The 15,885-nt window shown below is 40.7% G+C and carries 17 protein-coding genes; all 17 read left to right on the forward strand.

The genetic code is table 11. The annotated features are described in order from the left end of the window. The first annotated feature begins 159 nt into the window (after positions 1-159). The 17 genes from AA0X71_RS01700 to wecB all read left to right on the forward strand — a co-directional run bounded on the left by AA0X71_RS01700 (position 160) and on the right by wecB (position 15,714). A complete protein-coding gene (locus AA0X71_RS01700) occupies positions 160-780 on the forward strand; it encodes a thymidine kinase (RefSeq protein ID WP_413358474.1) in 621 nt (206 codons plus the stop codon). A gap of 210 nt (positions 781-990) precedes the next feature. Then, positions 991-1,389 (forward strand): hypothetical protein, encoded by a 399-nt coding sequence (locus AA0X71_RS01705; protein ID WP_413358477.1) that lies wholly within the window; start codon positions 991-993, stop codon positions 1,387-1,389. 173 nt (positions 1,390-1,562) lie between these two features. Continuing rightward, positions 1,563-2,636 (forward strand): peptide chain release factor 1, encoded by a 1,074-nt coding sequence (gene prfA, locus AA0X71_RS01710; protein WP_413358480.1) that lies wholly within the window; start codon positions 1,563-1,565, stop codon positions 2,634-2,636. Further along, the gene (gene prmC / locus AA0X71_RS01715) at positions 2,629-3,486 is read left to right on the forward strand and encodes a peptide chain release factor N(5)-glutamine methyltransferase (protein ID WP_413358482.1); all 858 of its coding nucleotides are present in this window, start codon (positions 2,629-2,631) and stop codon (positions 3,484-3,486) included. The genes prfA and prmC overlap by 8 nt, the downstream gene beginning before the upstream one ends. A 190-nt stretch (positions 3,487-3,676) precedes the next feature. After that, positions 3,677-4,342: a stage II sporulation protein R gene (spoIIR, locus tag AA0X71_RS01720; RefSeq protein WP_413358485.1), complete on the forward strand. Its 666-nt coding sequence runs from the start codon at positions 3,677-3,679 to the stop codon at positions 4,340-4,342. 132 nt (positions 4,343-4,474) lie between these two features. Next, positions 4,475-4,921 carry a hypothetical protein gene (locus AA0X71_RS01725; protein ID WP_413358488.1) on the forward strand — a complete coding sequence of 149 codons (447 nt, stop codon included), beginning with the start codon at positions 4,475-4,477 and terminating at the stop codon, positions 4,919-4,921. A gap of 154 nt (positions 4,922-5,075) precedes the next feature. Continuing rightward, the gene (locus AA0X71_RS01730) at positions 5,076-6,122 is read left to right on the forward strand and encodes an L-threonylcarbamoyladenylate synthase (RefSeq protein ID WP_413358490.1); all 1,047 of its coding nucleotides are present in this window, start codon (positions 5,076-5,078) and stop codon (positions 6,120-6,122) included. Positions 6,123-6,215: 93 nt separating this feature from the next. After that, entirely contained in the window at positions 6,216-6,767 is a 552-nt protein-coding gene (locus AA0X71_RS01735; RefSeq protein WP_413358492.1) for a manganese efflux pump MntP family protein, read from the forward strand. A gap of 758 nt (positions 6,768-7,525) precedes the next feature. Continuing rightward, positions 7,526-8,014 (forward strand): low molecular weight protein arginine phosphatase, encoded by a 489-nt coding sequence (locus tag AA0X71_RS01740; protein ID WP_413358494.1) that lies wholly within the window; start codon positions 7,526-7,528, stop codon positions 8,012-8,014. Continuing rightward, positions 7,989-9,287, forward strand: a complete 1,299-nt coding sequence (locus AA0X71_RS01745; RefSeq protein WP_413358496.1) for a methyl-accepting chemotaxis protein — start codon at positions 7,989-7,991, stop codon at positions 9,285-9,287. Before AA0X71_RS01740 ends, AA0X71_RS01745 begins: the two co-directional genes overlap by 26 nt. Before the next feature lie 140 nt (positions 9,288-9,427). Then, a complete protein-coding gene (gene rpiB, locus AA0X71_RS01750; protein ID WP_413358498.1) occupies positions 9,428-9,871 on the forward strand; it encodes a ribose 5-phosphate isomerase B in 444 nt (147 codons plus the stop codon). 24 nt (positions 9,872-9,895) lie between these two features. Then, positions 9,896-10,468 (forward strand): TIGR01440 family protein, encoded by a 573-nt coding sequence (locus AA0X71_RS01755; RefSeq protein ID WP_413358500.1) that lies wholly within the window; start codon positions 9,896-9,898, stop codon positions 10,466-10,468. Positions 10,469-10,857: 389 nt separating this feature from the next. Then, positions 10,858-11,391 carry a sigma-70 family RNA polymerase sigma factor gene (locus AA0X71_RS01760; protein WP_413358503.1) on the forward strand — a complete coding sequence of 178 codons (534 nt, stop codon included), beginning with the start codon at positions 10,858-10,860 and terminating at the stop codon, positions 11,389-11,391. Then, on the forward strand, positions 11,384-12,382 hold the full coding sequence (locus tag AA0X71_RS01765; RefSeq protein ID WP_413358505.1) for an anti-sigma factor: 999 nt from the start codon (positions 11,384-11,386) through the stop codon (positions 12,380-12,382). Before AA0X71_RS01760 ends, AA0X71_RS01765 begins: the two co-directional genes overlap by 8 nt. A gap of 129 nt (positions 12,383-12,511) precedes the next feature. Next, on the forward strand, positions 12,512-13,753 hold the full coding sequence (gene glyA / locus AA0X71_RS01770) for a serine hydroxymethyltransferase (protein WP_413358507.1): 1,242 nt from the start codon (positions 12,512-12,514) through the stop codon (positions 13,751-13,753). Positions 13,754-13,908: 155 nt separating this feature from the next. Continuing rightward, positions 13,909-14,538 carry a uracil phosphoribosyltransferase gene (gene upp, locus AA0X71_RS01775; protein WP_413358509.1) on the forward strand — a complete coding sequence of 210 codons (630 nt, stop codon included), beginning with the start codon at positions 13,909-13,911 and terminating at the stop codon, positions 14,536-14,538. A 27-nt stretch (positions 14,539-14,565) separates the two neighbouring features. Then, entirely contained in the window at positions 14,566-15,714 is a 1,149-nt protein-coding gene (gene wecB / locus AA0X71_RS01780; RefSeq protein WP_413358511.1) for a non-hydrolyzing UDP-N-acetylglucosamine 2-epimerase, read from the forward strand. Positions 15,715-15,885: the final 171 nt, after the last annotated feature.

The raw sequence follows: 15,885 nt of genomic DNA on the forward strand, positions 1-15,885 counted from the left end.
TTTGCCTAATTCATTGAAATTTAACATAGATAGTTTACATAGATTCAATCGAGTTCATAGTGTGAGCGGTCAGTAAAAGGGTTAAACTCTTTTTTACTGAAGTTAGAACATTGTGAAAATGATTTGAATCGTATGTATCATGAAAGGAGAGACCTGTGCATGTATGTAGTAAATCATCATCACGGCTGGGTAGAAGTAGTGTGCGGAAGCATGTTTTCTGGGAAATCGGAGGAGTTAATTCGCCGCGTTCGTAGAGCCCAATATGCAAAACAAAAAGTGGCTGTCTTTAAGCCGAAAATTGATAACCGCTATAGCAATGATGCTGTCGTCTCTCATAATGGTACATCATTCAATGCCATCCCAATTGCTCACTCAATGGACATTTTTAAACATATTGAATCAGACGAGGACGTTATTGCGATCGATGAGGTTCAGTTTTTTGATTCGGAAATTCTTAACGTCATTCAGCATTTAGCAGATAGTGGTCATCGTGTCATTGCAGCTGGTCTTGACCAAGATTTTCGTGGCGAGCCGTTCGGGCAAATGCCAAACGTCATGGCGATTGCTGAATCTGTGACAAAGCTTCAAGCGGTTTGTACGGTTTGTGGTTCGCCGGCTAGTCGTACACAGCGCTTAATCAACGGGAACCCAGCTTCCTATGATGATCCGATTATTTTAGTCGGAGCATCTGAAGCATATGAAGCCCGCTGTCGTCACCATCATGAAGTCCCAAAGTCCCCAAACGTGATTGAAAAGGATATTACTTCTCAATCCGTATAAAATCAATGCAGACAGAGTAGCGGGATTTAATATGTGCTAAATGTAGCTGTATATTGTATAAAAAAGGAAACTTGCCATAGCTATTGGCGAGTTTTTTTAAGTTGATCTCCAACCGATCAATGCAGACTTTGGAAATATCTTCTTCCTCACATTTTCTAAAATTGGGCATTCTAAAAAGAGATGAATTTAGGATGTAAGGATGTGAGGTTAATGAGAAAACTTTCTTTACTCGTATTTCTTTTCTTTTTAACAGCTTGTAATGGTGCCCTCGAAAATGAACTAGTGGAGGACAAGAATCCAACAGGTACGAATGTAACCAATCGTGAACTTCCAGGTAGAACAATGTCTGATCAAAATCCAAACTTAATCAACACAGGTTCGGAACGAAATCAAGGTACTGATATTGAGCATGCCAAAAAAGTCATCTCTGATACAGGTGAGTTCACCCCCGATTCGGTCTGGATTAATGGCAATGATTTATGGGTAACAGCTCATACAGACAAGGATTTATCTGCAAAGGAAAAAATCGATGCTCAGGCAAAGCTCCATAAATTATTGATGGGTGCACTTCCAAGCTATGATATTGAAGTTCAAGTAAATGAAGATTGAACATGCTCAATATGGGCATGTTTTTTTCGGATTGGTTTTGACGAGGTTTTGTCACTATACTATAATTAGAATGTTATAGGTATTTTCAGTCGATTTCTTAATGGAAATTGATTCATTTATATGCAAATGTACGCTAAACCCATAAAAAGGGAATTAAACCTGAGGTGAAACACATGTTTGATCGTTTACAAGCGGTGGAAGACCGTTATGAAAAATTAAATGAACTATTAAGTGACCCGGAAATTGTTAATGATCCAAAGAAATTACGTGAGTATTCGAAGGAACAATCTGATATACAAGAAACCGTTGACACATACCGAGAATACAAAGAGGTACGTGGCCAATTTCAGGATGCAAAAGCAATGCTTGAGGAAAAGCTAGATGCTGAAATGCGTGAAATGGTAAAAGAAGAGATTGGTGAACTCGAAGAAAGAGTAGATGATCTTGAAGCACGTTTAAAGCTTCTTCTTATTCCAAAGGATCCGAATGATGATAAGAACGTAATTATGGAAATCCGCGGAGCTGCAGGGGGAGATGAAGCGGCCCTTTTTGCAGGGGACCTTTACCGTATGTATAGCCGCTTTGCAGAATCTCAAGGATGGAAGACGGAAGTCATTGAATCGAGCTCCACAGGTGTGGGTGGACTAAAGGAAATCATTTTTATGATAAATGGTAATGGCGCTTATTCAAAGCTTAAGTTTGAAAATGGTGCTCACCGTGTACAACGTGTCCCTGAGACAGAGTCAGGCGGACGTATTCACACTTCTACGGCAACGGTTGTGGTTTTACCAGAAGCAGAAGAAGTAGAGGTAGAAATTCACGATAAAGATATTCGTTTTGATACGTACGCTTCTTCTGGTGCTGGTGGACAAAGTGTTAACACGACGATGTCAGCCGTACGTCTAACTCATATCCCGACAGGTATCGTTGTTACATGTCAGGATGAAAAATCTCAGCATAAAAACCGAGACAAAGCGATGAAGGTATTGCGTGCTCGTGTATATGATAAATTCCAACAAGAAGCGCAAGCTGAATATGACCAAAATCGTAAATCTGCTGTCGGTACTGGAGATCGCTCTGAGCGAATCCGTACATATAACTTCCCGCAAAATCGTGTGACGGACCACAGAATCGGCTTAACGATTCAAAAACTCGATCAGATTCTCCAAGGAAAAATGGATGAAATCATCGATGCGTTAATTTTAGAAGAGCAATCTGCGAAGCTGGAAAGTGCATCAGATGTGTAAAAAAGTGTACGAAGCCCTCAAGTGGGCTTCTTCTTTTTTGACGGAGCGTGGTCGAGACGAAAATGCGGGAGAGTTATTACTTCGTCACTATTTAGGTATCAGTAGAGCGAAGTTGTTTGCGAGCTTTCATGATGAGCTACCGGCAGAAGTGTGGGAAGCGTTTGAAAAGGCGGTCTATTTACATGGTGAAGGAGAGCCGGTGCAATATATCATGGGACATGAGGAATTCTATGGCCGTACATATACGGTCAATAAAGAAGTTCTTATCCCTAGACCTGAAACAGAAGAACTTGTGTATCATGCTTTGCAACGGATTGAAAAAATATTTGGGGATAAAGTCGTGTCGCTTGTCGATATCGGGACAGGTAGTGGCGCGATTGCTGTATCGATGAAACTCGAAAGGTTGAGCTTGCAGGTGACGGCAACAGATATTGCACAGGAATCTCTCGAGGTAGCGAAGGGAAATGCTACTACACATGAAGCAGACATTTCTTTTATTGTAGGAGATTTGCTCACGCCCTTTATTGAAAAGGGACAAAAATTTGATGTGCTTCTATCGAATCCACCCTATATTCCTGAAGGTGATCGGGAAACGATGTCGGTGGTCGTAACCGAACATGAGCCTCACCGTGCTCTTTTTGCAGGTGATGATGGGCTTGTGTTATACCGCCGTTTCATGGAGCAGCTTCCACATGTCATGAACGAAAAAGCCATCATTGCTTTCGAGGTTGGTGCTGGACAAGGGGAGATGGTGGCGCAATTATTGAGAGACACGTTTCCTCCGGCAAGCGTCGAAGTAATCAATGATATTAATGGCAAGGACCGGATGGTATTTGCTGAAATAGGATGATGTGAAGGGACTTTTTTAGGAGTCCTTTTTTTCGTTAGAGCGATATAATGGGATTTTGACCGAAATAATTCGAATTAGACCGATAAAATCAAATTAAGACCGATATCCCAAAAAACTAGCAAAAAGATGAATTTAATAGTTTAAGATTCTCAACTCCTGTCCACAATGAGTGGTGAAGGGGTGGTCAAACATGAAAACTAAAACAATAGCAATGGCCTATATACTAATTCTATCAATTGCAACGATTCTTAGTTTATATATACCAAAAAACGAAGTAACGGCGAATGACTTAGTCGTTATTCCCAATGAAGCGATTCGACTTCGGATTCTAGCAAATAGTGATCATGAAAAAGATCAAGAGGTTAAAAGAAAGGTCCGTGACGCTATTAACACAGAAATAACGGAATGGGTTGAAGATTTAACTTCGGTAGAAGAGGCGCGCAGATTAATCCAATCTCGAATACCTGAAATTCAAAAAATTGCTGAAGATGTATTACGTGATAATCAAAGTAAACATGAAGTAAAAGCGAAATATGATAAAAAAGTAGATTTCCCAACAAAATTATACGGTGAATTTCTATATCCAGCAGGTGAGTACGAAGCCATTCTCGTCACGATTGGAGAAGGTCAAGGGGCCAATTGGTGGTGCGTACTTTTCCCGCCGCTATGTTTTCTCGATTTTTCCAACAGTGTAGCGGTAAATGAAGGCGTAGATGAAGCGGAAGAAGAGGCAAAGGAAGAAAAAGAAGACAAAGAAGATGAGGATGAGGAGGATCCTCTCTTCGTAGAAGACGAAGAAGAACAAGTGAAAGTGAAGTTCTTCCTAGTCGAAATCTTTGAGAAACTCTTTGGGTAATTTTTTCCGGACAGCCTAGTAGTCTTATCATTTCGATAAGGCTACTTTTTTAATTCTAGTAAAAATAAGTTCTATCTACAACGTATCTACATATTAATAGATTAGAAATGAATAAAAATGAGGTGTTAGTAGATGGAAACATTGGTACGCTGTGCACAAGTAAAAGATAAGGATAAACTAGTTGCTTTTTTAAAGGAAGCAAATCTTGGAACGGATGGGGTAGAGGATTCGATTGATTACTTTTTAATTTTGGAAGACGAGAATGAAAGAATTCAAGCGACACTTGGAATTGAGCCGTTAGGAAAGATTGGCTTGCTTCGCTCTTTAGCAATGACGCAAAGGGCGGGAGAAAATGATTTGCTTCTCATACTTGAACAAATGCTACAGCTTGCACGCGATAAAGAGTTTAACTCTTTATTTCTCGCCACAAATAAATCATCATCCCTCTCATTATTTTCCGTATTAGGCTTTGAGAAGGAAGAAAAGGAGAATTTGCCCCAAGAATTATTTGCTTCTGAACATGTGAAGTACATCATGGATGTGGATAACTCTGTTTTCATGGGTTTAAAACTTGAATAATGTGGATATATCCACAAAGTTATCCACTTTTTGAACATTTTTATACACAATTTGTGGATAAACCTTGAGAATCTTCTCCCCTTCTCTTATACTTTCTAACATGATAAAGTAGGAAAGTACCGTTTATATAGAGAGAAAACGAAGGTGGAAGGATATGGATACGAAATATATAGAAGTGGATAAAAATGTGGATAATCTGAACACATATCCACAAATTATAGATGCTGCAGAACGATTAAAACAAAATGAAGTAGTGGCTTTCCCGACAGAAACCGTGTATGGACTAGGTGGAAATGCAAAATCGGACGATGCGGTTCGCAGGATTTTTGAAGCAAAAGGAAGACCAAGTGATAATCCGCTAATCATTCATATAAGCGAACTCGAGCAAATCCACGAATTTGTGGCAGAAGTACCGGAGAAGGCAAAGACATTATTGAAGAAATTTTGGCCAGGTCCACTGACGATTATTTTTCAAAAAAAGGAAGGGGTTCTATCTGAGATTGCGACGGCTGGGTTATCCACAGTGGCGATTCGTATGCCAGAACATCCAGTAGCGTTAGCACTCATTCACGCATCAGGACTGCCGATTGCAGCTCCAAGTGCCAACCGTTCAGGAAGACCAAGCCCGACAACTGCTGAACATGTTTGGGAAGATTTGAACGGAAGAGTATCGGCGATTGTCGACGGGGGACCAACTGGAATAGGGGTAGAATCGACTGTGTTAGATTGTACCGGTGAAATTCCGCAAATTTTGCGACCAGGTGGAGTGACGAAGGAGCAGATAGAAGCTGAAATAGGACCCGTGAAGGTTGATCCAGCGTTGACTAATCAGGAAGAAGCGCCGAAATCCCCTGGAATGAAATATACACATTATGCCCCGGATGCCCCCCTTTTTCTAGTAAAAGGGAGTAGGGAATACATTCAGCAACTCATCTCTGAAAAGAAACGCGAAGGGCTCAAAGTGGGGATTCTGACCACAGAAGAGAATCAAGCTTACTATACGAGTGATTTCGTTCAGGTAAGCGGGCAAAGGAGCCAATTGGAAACGGTAGCAAGCGGGCTCTATGATGCACTGAGAAGTTTTAATAAAACGGATGTGGACATTATTTTTAGTGAAGCCTTTGATAATAAAGGAGTCGGTGTGGCGATCATGAATCGTCTTCTCAAGGCAGCCGGCCATAAGGTTATCACAGAGGAATAAAATATTACATTTTTGTTACAAAGAAATTTCTAGTTCTTGTCCCCCTCTGGACATGCATATGCTAAAAATAGCAGATCCAAAGGGGGAGCATGAATGTCAGAATTTATCGGAGAAATGATTACACTAATGATCATGGCATTTGCTCTTGGGATGGATGCATTTTCCGTTGGCTTAGGTATGGGCATGATCCCAATAAGACTAAAACAGATCTTGAAAATCGGCATCACCATTGGCATTTTTCATGTGATAATGCCTTTGTTAGGGATTGTGGCAGGACGTTTTCTATCAGAACAATTTGGAGAAGTAGCAGCTCTACTCGGTGGTGGGCTATTGCTTCTTTTAGGAGTGCAAATGATTTGGTCAAGCTTTAAGGAAGAGGAAGTATCACGTTTCGCACCTGTCGGATTAGGACTTCTTCTCTTTGCTGTAGGCGTGAGTATTGACAGCTTCTCAGTTGGCCTTACCTTAGGGATTTATGGCGCGAAAACGGTGTTAGTTCTTATTTGTTTTGGGGTTGGAGCGTGCATGCTCTCATGGCTCGGATTACTCCTTGGTAGAAAAGTACAAGGTTGGCTTGGAACGTATAGTGAGGCCCTTGGCGGTGGGATACTGCTTGCGTTCGGGATTAAATTGCTGCTATTATGATGGCAGCTTTTTTATTGTCGAGGAATTTAAAAATTCCCTCGACTTGTGGATAAGTGTTCGTATAAACAGTTGGAGTATCGGTATGAAAAATTAACAGGAAAAATTCCGCTTAATGAGCAGGCATCATGAAAAAAAGCCGAAATAACAGGAGAAATTCCTGCTATTCCCTCAAAAAATGCCAAAATAAACGATTTTGCTCTCCATAAGCGGAAAATCTTCCGTTATTTTCCTTAATAGGGACTCCATCGAGGAGATAACAGGAAAAACTCCGCTTAAGGGTGAAAGATGGTCGGAGCAAAATAGAGTCTTACAGTAGAAATTTAGACAAACCGTAAATCGATGTGAATTCTTGAAGGCTAATATGAGTTTGACTCGATTTTTTGTACGAGGAAAATCGAAGGTAGAAAGCGAAATGGGTCTTGCGTTAATACAAAAATAGAGAAAGGTGAATTTGAGGGTTCTTAAATTCACCTTTCTCATGATTTGAAGCTAGTTAGTATGTTTTTATGTTAGTGGTCCACCTTGTTCACGAGTAGACTCAGGAACATTCGTGAATTTCTCGTTTTGACCTAATTTGATAAAAGGATATAATGATAATAAAATGAATGTGCTTTTTTATATCGTCTACTCTAGTGGTTAATAAGGCTACAGTAGTGGAAATTTCTGTCGGATAGGACTATTGGAGGGGATTTGCTGTCAAAAAAAATCTTCTTTTCTGATAAAAATGTCTTATAATGTAGGAAGAAGGGGGAACCAAGGTGACTCGCATACTATTTGTTTGTACGGGTAATACGTGTAGAAGCCCGATGGCAGAAGCAATTTTGAAAAGTGCAAAGATTCCTGGGCTGGAAGTGAAATCTGCTGGCGTATATGCAACAAATGGAGCTCCTGCTTCATTGCATGTGCAGCAAATATTGGAAGAAGAAAGGATCGATCATTCTCATCAATCGTCAATGTTGACTGGGGAAATGGTGGATTGGTCTACTTATATTTTAACAATGACAGAAGGCCATAAACAATCTGTTCTCTCCATGTTTCCAAGTGCACAGGGAAAAGTATTTGCTTTAAAAGAATTTGCAGGTCAAAAGATAAATAGTGATATTCACGATCCGTACGGTGGCTCCTTAGAAACATATAGAAAGACCTTTACAGATATCCGTGAAAATATAAACAAAATTATCGAGAAATTAGCGGTCTCGGGGACACTTAGGGAGGAAGAAGATGGAGGAAAAGAAGAAGAAATATAAGTTTGGTTTAAGAAAGAAACTCGTCCTATTCATCACGTTGCTTGCCATCATCACATATACAACGAGTGGATTTTTCATTTACTTTTTATATCCAATGATCGCAGATATGTTACCGTTTAGCGAAATTACATTTACCATCATCACGTTAAGCTTAGGAATCATCTGGTCTGGGATACTAGCATTTTTAGCAGCTGGCTTTATTGTTAAACCACTGCAAAAATTAGAAAAGGTTGCTTTAAAGGCAGCACATGGCGATATTTCTGTCGATGTTGAGCTTTCAAAATCAGATGATGAAATTCGTGCTCTAGGAGTTGCATTCAACCACATGCTCTTCAACTTGAAGGATATGGTGCAAAAAATTGATGACAATTTCCAGGCAACAAATGATAAAGTCATCTCCATTTCCCGTGAATCGTCTGCGGCTGCTGAACAAGCAGAGGCAATTGCCAGAACGATTAGCGAAATTGCGATGGGGGCGGATAATTCGGCTGCATCCATTCAAACGACAGCAGAGTCTGTTGAAGATGTCATCCGTATTGCTGAAGAGGTACAAGAAACGGCGAAAACATCAGGTGCTGTCTCTCGCGAATTGGTACAGGATCTGCAAGAATCAAAAGATATCATTCATTCTTTAGTATCTGGGATTCAACGTCTAGCAAAAGAAAATGAAGGTTCCCTGCAGACCGTTAAACGTTTAGAAGATAATGCAGCGAAGGTTGAACAAATTATCCAACTTGTTGGAGATATTGCCGCACAAACCAATTTATTAGCACTAAATGCTTCCATTGAGGCAGCACGAGCTGGGGAACACGGAAAAGGTTTTGCAGTCGTAGCTGAAGAAGTTCGTACACTTGCTGATGAAAGTGGAAAGGCTGTTCAAGGGATTTCTGAGTTGATCAAAAATATTCAAGAAGAAGTTCGAAATGTTGTTCAGCAAATAACAACTCAAGTAGAAGTAGCGAATGTAGAAGCTCAAAAAGGGACAGAAACAAACAATGTGATCGAGGAAATGACGCAAACAGTCAATGAGATGGCAGAATCAGTTACAGCGATTACAGCGCTAGTTGATAGACAAATGGAAAGCATCGTTCACACTTCTACGCAATCACAGGAAGTGGCTGCAATTGCAGAAGAAACTTCTGCAGGTGCGCAAGAAGTGACCGTAGCTACAAACCATCAAGCAGAGGTTATTGAAAATGTTGAAAAGCTTGCCTTGGAATTAAAAGGCCAAGCCCAAGAATTAAAAAATACCATTACTCGTTTTAAAATATAATTTTTGTAGACAGGCTCTATGTTTAGGGCCTGTTTTTTAATGTTGAGGCGGATTCCGTTGTTAAAAATAACAGTTTGTGTCAAAATAAAATCGAAATCAATTACGAAAGAAAGCGATTTGCTCATAGGAGGAAAAGGAAAATGAAAGTTGCAATTGCGTCAGATCACGGTGGGATCAATATTCGTCAGGAATTGAAACAATTAATGGATGAGTTAGGTGTTCAATATGAAGACTTTGGATGTGAATGTGAAACATCTGTCGACTATCCGGACTATGCATTACCAGTAGCAGAAAAAGTAGCAGCTGGTGAATTCGATCGAGGCATTTTAATTTGTGGGACTGGAATTGGCATGAGCATTACGGCAAATAAGGTGAAGGGCATTCGCTGTGCATTAGTTCATGATGTGTTTAGTGCAAAGGCTACCCGTGAGCACAATAACAGTAACATTTTAGCAATGGGTGAGCGTGTCATTGGCCCTGGCTTGGCTCGTGAAATTGCCAAGGTATGGCTGTCTACTGATTATGAAGGTGGTCGTCATGAAACAAGAGTCGGAAAAATTTCAGCCTATGAGGAGCAGCTTTAAGCTTCCAAAAGAGGAGGTCCAGACATGTCGATGGAATTACCACAATGGGAGCAACAATTAGAAACGATCTTACGAGAATTTAATGAGCAAGCAACATTAGAGAAAAATCAAGTGTTCGTTGTTGGATGCAGTACGAGTGAAGTCATCGGTCAAAAAATTGGTACCGCCGGAACGACAGAAGTAGCAGAAATGATTTTTCGCCAATTAATAAGCTTTGCTAATGAAACTGGAGTTGAGCTTGCTTTCCAATGCTGTGAACATTTAAATCGAGCGATCGTTGTGGAACGCACGACTGCCATAAGTCGAGGGCTGGAAGCGGTCACTGTTGTTCCTGTTCGCAATGCAGGTGGAGCAATGGCTACTTATGCGTACAATCATTTTGCCGATCCAGTCGTGGTCGAACATATTCGAGCAGAAGCAGGTATCGACATTGGCGATACATTGATTGGCATGCATATCAAGCATGTGGCCGTGCCGGTCCGTGTCTCTCTTAAAACGCTGGGAACTGCTCATATTACATTGGCGACAAGCCGTCCAAAGCTCATTGGTGGTGCCCGTGCGGTTTATGAAAGAAATCCCGAAAATGAATCATGCTGACTATTAAAAAATGGAATGAACGTATGCGTCTTACGGTTCAAGAAGTCCGCTTTAGAAACATAGCAGGAAAAATTCCGCTTAATTTGCAAATATCATGAAAAAGAGCCGAAATAGCAGGAGAAATTCCGCCTATTAACTCAAAAAATTCAAAAATAAACGCTTTTGCTCTTCGTAAGCGGAAAATCTCCCCTTATTTTCCTTAAAAAGGACTCCATTGAGGATATAACAGGAAAATCTCCGCTTAAGGGTGAGAGAAGTTGGAGCATGTAAATAAGGTCTTTAGGCAACCGGAAGCTTTCTACATTTTGTAGGAGCTTTTTTTATTTTTAGTGTAACCTTAATGATAAAGAAACGTGTTATTAATGAATTACTTTTAAAGGGGAAAAAGCATGCGAAGTCGAAAAAATGAACTCGAAACTTTATACAGACAATATGCGAAACCCCTGTACTATTTTTTATTAAAAATGTCGGGCTCGAAAGAACTGGCGGAAGATTTAACGCAGGAGACCTTTGTGCGGGCAACGATTTCCCTTTCTCAGTACAATCAAGAGGATGTTCGCGCATGGCTTTTCAAAGTGGCGAGAAATGTTTATATAGATGAATGGCGCAAGCGGGAACGAAGACGGAAGATTCCTTTTGCAGAGCTTTTCTCCAAGGAACGGGAGATGCTTAGTCCGTATGGATTACCAGAGGAAGAGGCGCTAAAACTCGAAGAAAAAGAAGATTTGCGGAAGCTTTTAAACTTTTTACCAGAACAATACAGAACCACCTTATATTTAAGAGAATATGAGTCATTCAGTTATAAAGAAATCGCCGAGGCGCTCGATTTAACAGAGAGCCAGGTGAAGGTCACGATTCATCGTGCCCGTAAAAAATTAGCACAATTGGCGCAGAAACAAAATTGGGGGGAAGACGATGAGTGAGTGGAATAAGGATAAGGAGAAGAAAATTTTATTAAAATATCGCTTTACGTTAACGTTGAAAATTTTACGCGTGTTGCTTGCGTTCTTTTTTCTGTATGTGGTTTACATGATGATTGTCTCGATTAGCTACGATTCCCTCCATTTGGATCGGAAGAATGCCTATTATAGTAAAGTCGCTCTAGAATGGACAAATCCAAATATAAATGGAGAATTTGCTGGATTTATGAATAGTGAGATTACCCCATTTCTTACGCAGAAGATCTCTTACCCAGTGTTCAAAACTGTAGGAAAAAAAGAGAAACAAGTCGGTGAGATGAACATCCGCAAATCCTTGCTTTTTTCCTCCCAGCAACTCGAGAATGTCACGATTCCAGAAGATAATCGCTTTTCATTCTCCTTACCAGAACATCCTGTAACAGGGGAGAAGTTGCAGGCGAATGAGGATCCGACAGTTTGGAATACACTTGATAAGCTTCATGAAGGCACGGTAGGGGAGCTTGCCTTTTCAACGACCGAATTTATGACAGCGGAGGAACTCATCGATTTGCTCGAACCGTTCGATCTCAACATTTTATGGGCACCTCTTTATACGGGTGAATTTACAGTTTTTCAACCAAGTGGTTGGGGCGGTGGTGGAAATGAAATTTCAATTATACGTCCCTTCGGTCTAACGGGTGGAAGAGAAACGAGTGATGATTATATGTCAGAAGGAAAAATGACGGTTTTATCAGAGGATATGCTAGAGGAAAGTAAAAAAATGATGCTAACCAATATGAAAAATCTTCTTGATGAAGAATCAAAGAGATATTATGAAAGTTTTCTAGGACTCGATTATCTCGAAGAACGTTACGATTATATGCAAGAAAATGGATTTATCGTCTATGGGGCGGTTGTGACTGGTCCGGTGAAAGAGTTACTAAAGCTTAAGGATGTTCCCGAAATACGAGGGGAAAGGCTTGGAGAGCTCGATTATTGGAATTGGGGTGAATAACGAACGTTTTAGGTTCTTCCTTATTATAACATTCGGATTTTATTCGTAATTCATCTTGCGTATTTCTCTTTTAGCGATTAAAATGGGAAGCATGTGGTAGGAGAAATCATACATATGAGGGGGATTATGATGAAGCATTTAGCACAGCAAGATGAGCAAGTATTTCAAGCAATTCAAAAAGAATTAGGTCGACAACGTACAAAAATCGAACTTATTGCATCTGAAAACTTTGTTAGTGAAGCAGTAATGGAAGCACAAGGTTCTGTATTAACGAACAAATATGCAGAAGGTTACCCTGGTAGACGTTATTACGGTGGTTGTGAATATGTGGATATAGCCGAGGATTTAGCCCGTGATCGAGCAAAACAAATTTTCGGTGCAGAGCACGTAAATGTTCAACCTCACTCAGGTGCTCAGGCAAATATGGCAGTTTATTTCACGATCTTAGAGCAAGGAGACACAGTGTTAGGGATGAATCTTTCCCACGGTGGTCATTTAACACATGGAAGCCCTGTTAACTTTTCTGGTGTGCAATACAATTTTGTCGAGTACGGTGTAGACGAAGTTTCCCACACGATCAATTATGATGATGTTTTAGAAAAAGCACGTACACATAAGCCAAAGCTAATCGTTGCTGGTGCAAGTGCCTACCCACGTGTGATCGATTTCAAGCGTTTTAGAGAAATCGCGGATGAAGTGGGTGCTTACTTGATGGTCGATATGGCTCATATTGCGGGACTTGTCGCTGCTGGCCTCCATCCAAATCCAGTACCATATGCTGATTTTGTAACAACAACGACTCATAAAACCCTTCGCGGCCCACGTGGCGGAATGATTCTTTGTAAAGAAGAATTTGCGAAGAAGATTGATAAATCGATTTTCCCAGGAATTCAAGGTGGACCTCTAATGCACGTGATTGCAGCTAAGGCTGTAGCATTTGGTGAAGCACTACAAGATTCTTTTAAAGATTATGCAGCGAGTATTATTGCGAACGCTAAGGATTTAGCAGAAGCGCTTCAAAGTCAAGGGCTTAACCTCGTTTCTGGTGGTACGGACAACCATCTTCTATTAGTAGATGTTCGTTCACTTAACCTTACTGGAAAAGTGGCGGAGAAGGTCCTTGATGAAGTTGGAATTACTGTTAATAAAAATACGATTCCTTACGATCCAGAAAGTCCATTTGTAACAAGTGGTGTCCGGATCGGAACAGCTGCTGTTACTTCTCGTGGCTTTGGAAAAGAAGAAATGGAAGAAATTGCGTCCATTATCGGTTTTACATTAAAAAATCATGAAGATGAAGCGAAGCTTGAGGAAGCAAAACAACGTGTTGAAGCTCTAACAGGCAGATTCCCGCTTTATCAAGATCAATAATATAGGAAGGTGAGATTCTTGAAAAAAGAGTCTCACCTTTTTACTGTTTGTTGAGAGAAAATGACTTTTGTCTAACAATTTTGGATTGGAGTTGATTGTCGATTTCTTTTTCTGTAAAATTAGACGAAGTGTGAATAGAAAAGGAGAGTGTAGCAATGGCTAAAGTATATGTTTTTGACCATCCATTAATTCAACACAAACTTACATACATCCGAGAAAAAGACACAGGAACAAAGGAATTTCGTGAATTAGTCGATGAAGTGGCAACACTAATGGCTTTTGAAATCACGAGAGATATGCCTCTAGAGGAAATTGAAATTGAAACACCAGTAAGCACAACAAAATCAAAGGTTTTGGCAGGTAAAAAAATTGGTGTCATTCCAATTTTACGTGCCGGAATTGGAATGGTTGATGGCATACTAAAGCTTATTCCAGCAGCAAAAGTAGGTCATATCGGACTTTATCGCGATCCAAAAACGTTAATGCCAGTCGAATACTACGTGAAGTTACCTAGCGATGTTGAAGAAAGAGACTTTATCGTTGTTGATCCAATGCTTGCAACAGGTGGTTCAGCTATCGAAGCGATTAACTCTTTGAAAAAACGTGGCGGAAAAAATATTAAATTCATGTGCTTAATTGCCGCTCCAGAAGGTGTTGAAGCAGTGAAAGAAGCACATCCAGATGTGGACATCTATATTGCTGCATTAGATGAAAAGCTCAATGAAAAAGGTTATATCGTTCCAGGTTTAGGTGATGCAGGAGACCGTCTATTTGGTACAAAGTAAGACTGCTAAGGAAAGAGAGTGTGCATGATGAACAAACCGATTAAAGTAATGACGATTTTTGGGACAAGACCTGAAGCGATTAAAATGGCTCCATTGGTTTTAGAATTACAAAAATACCCAGAACACTTTGAATCGATTGTGACGGTAACCGCTCAGCATCGTCAAATGCTCGATCAAGTCCTTACCATCTTTGGCATTACGCCTGACTATGACTTAAATATCATGAAAGACCGTCAAACTTTAGTGGACGTCACAACTCGTGGTCTTGAAGGGTTAGACAAAGTGATGAAAGAAGTTAAGCCAGATATTGTTCTCGTCCATGGTGATACGACCACGACCTTTATTGCAAGCTTAGCGGCCTTTTACAATCAAATTGTCGTTGGTCATGTGGAGGCAGGTTTAAGAACGTGGAATAAGTATTCTCCTTTTCCAGAAGAAATGAACCGTCAGTTAACAGGTGTCATGGCAGATCTCCATTTTTCGCCAACATCCAAATCTGCGGAAAATTTACGTATGGAAAATAAGCAAGAAGAAAGCATATTTATTACTGGAAACACAGCGATCGACGCTTTAAAGACAACGGTCAAAGAAGAGTATGAGCATGAGGTCTTGTCAAGCCTTGGTGATGACCGACTTATTCTTTTAACGGCCCATCGCCGTGAAAATCTAGGTGAACCGATGCGCAATATGTTCCGTGCCGTAAAACGTATCGTCGATGAGCAAAAAGATGTTCAAGTTGTTTATCCGGTTCATTTAAATCCAGTTGTACGTGAGCTTGCTGCTGAGATTTTGGGTGATGACCCACGCATTCGCTTAATCGAACCACTTGATGTCATAGACTTCCATAATGTCGCTGCCCGTGCCCATTTGATTTTGACAGATTCAGGCGGAGTGCAAGAGGAAGCACCATCACTTGGCGTTCCCGTTTTAGTTTTGCGTGATACAACCGAAAGACCAGAAGGGATTGAAGCAGGTACATTGAAGTTGGCAGGCGTTGACGAGGAAACGATCTACTCCCTCGCCACAGAACTTCTAACCGATGAAACCGCCTATGAAAAAATGGCCAAAGCAACAAACCCATACGGCGACGGCGAAGCATCTCGTCGAATTTGCGAAGCCATTCGCTACTATTTCGACAAAAGCAACGCGCGACCGAAAACCTATAACCCATTGTAAAAATAACGCACCTTCTTTTTTGAAGGTGTGTTTATTTTGGGTGGACGGGGGGCGGCGGCGGGTTTATTGGTTCGGAACCTTATTTTGTGCTAGATCCGCAATAACCTGTAAATGATCCGCAATTATGGCCAGATCACCCGCAATTAATCGAAGATCACCCGCAAACCAGGC

The organism is Robertmurraya phoenicis, assembly GCF_047302285.1.
GTDB lineage: Bacteria > Bacillota > Bacilli > Bacillales > Cytobacillaceae > Robertmurraya.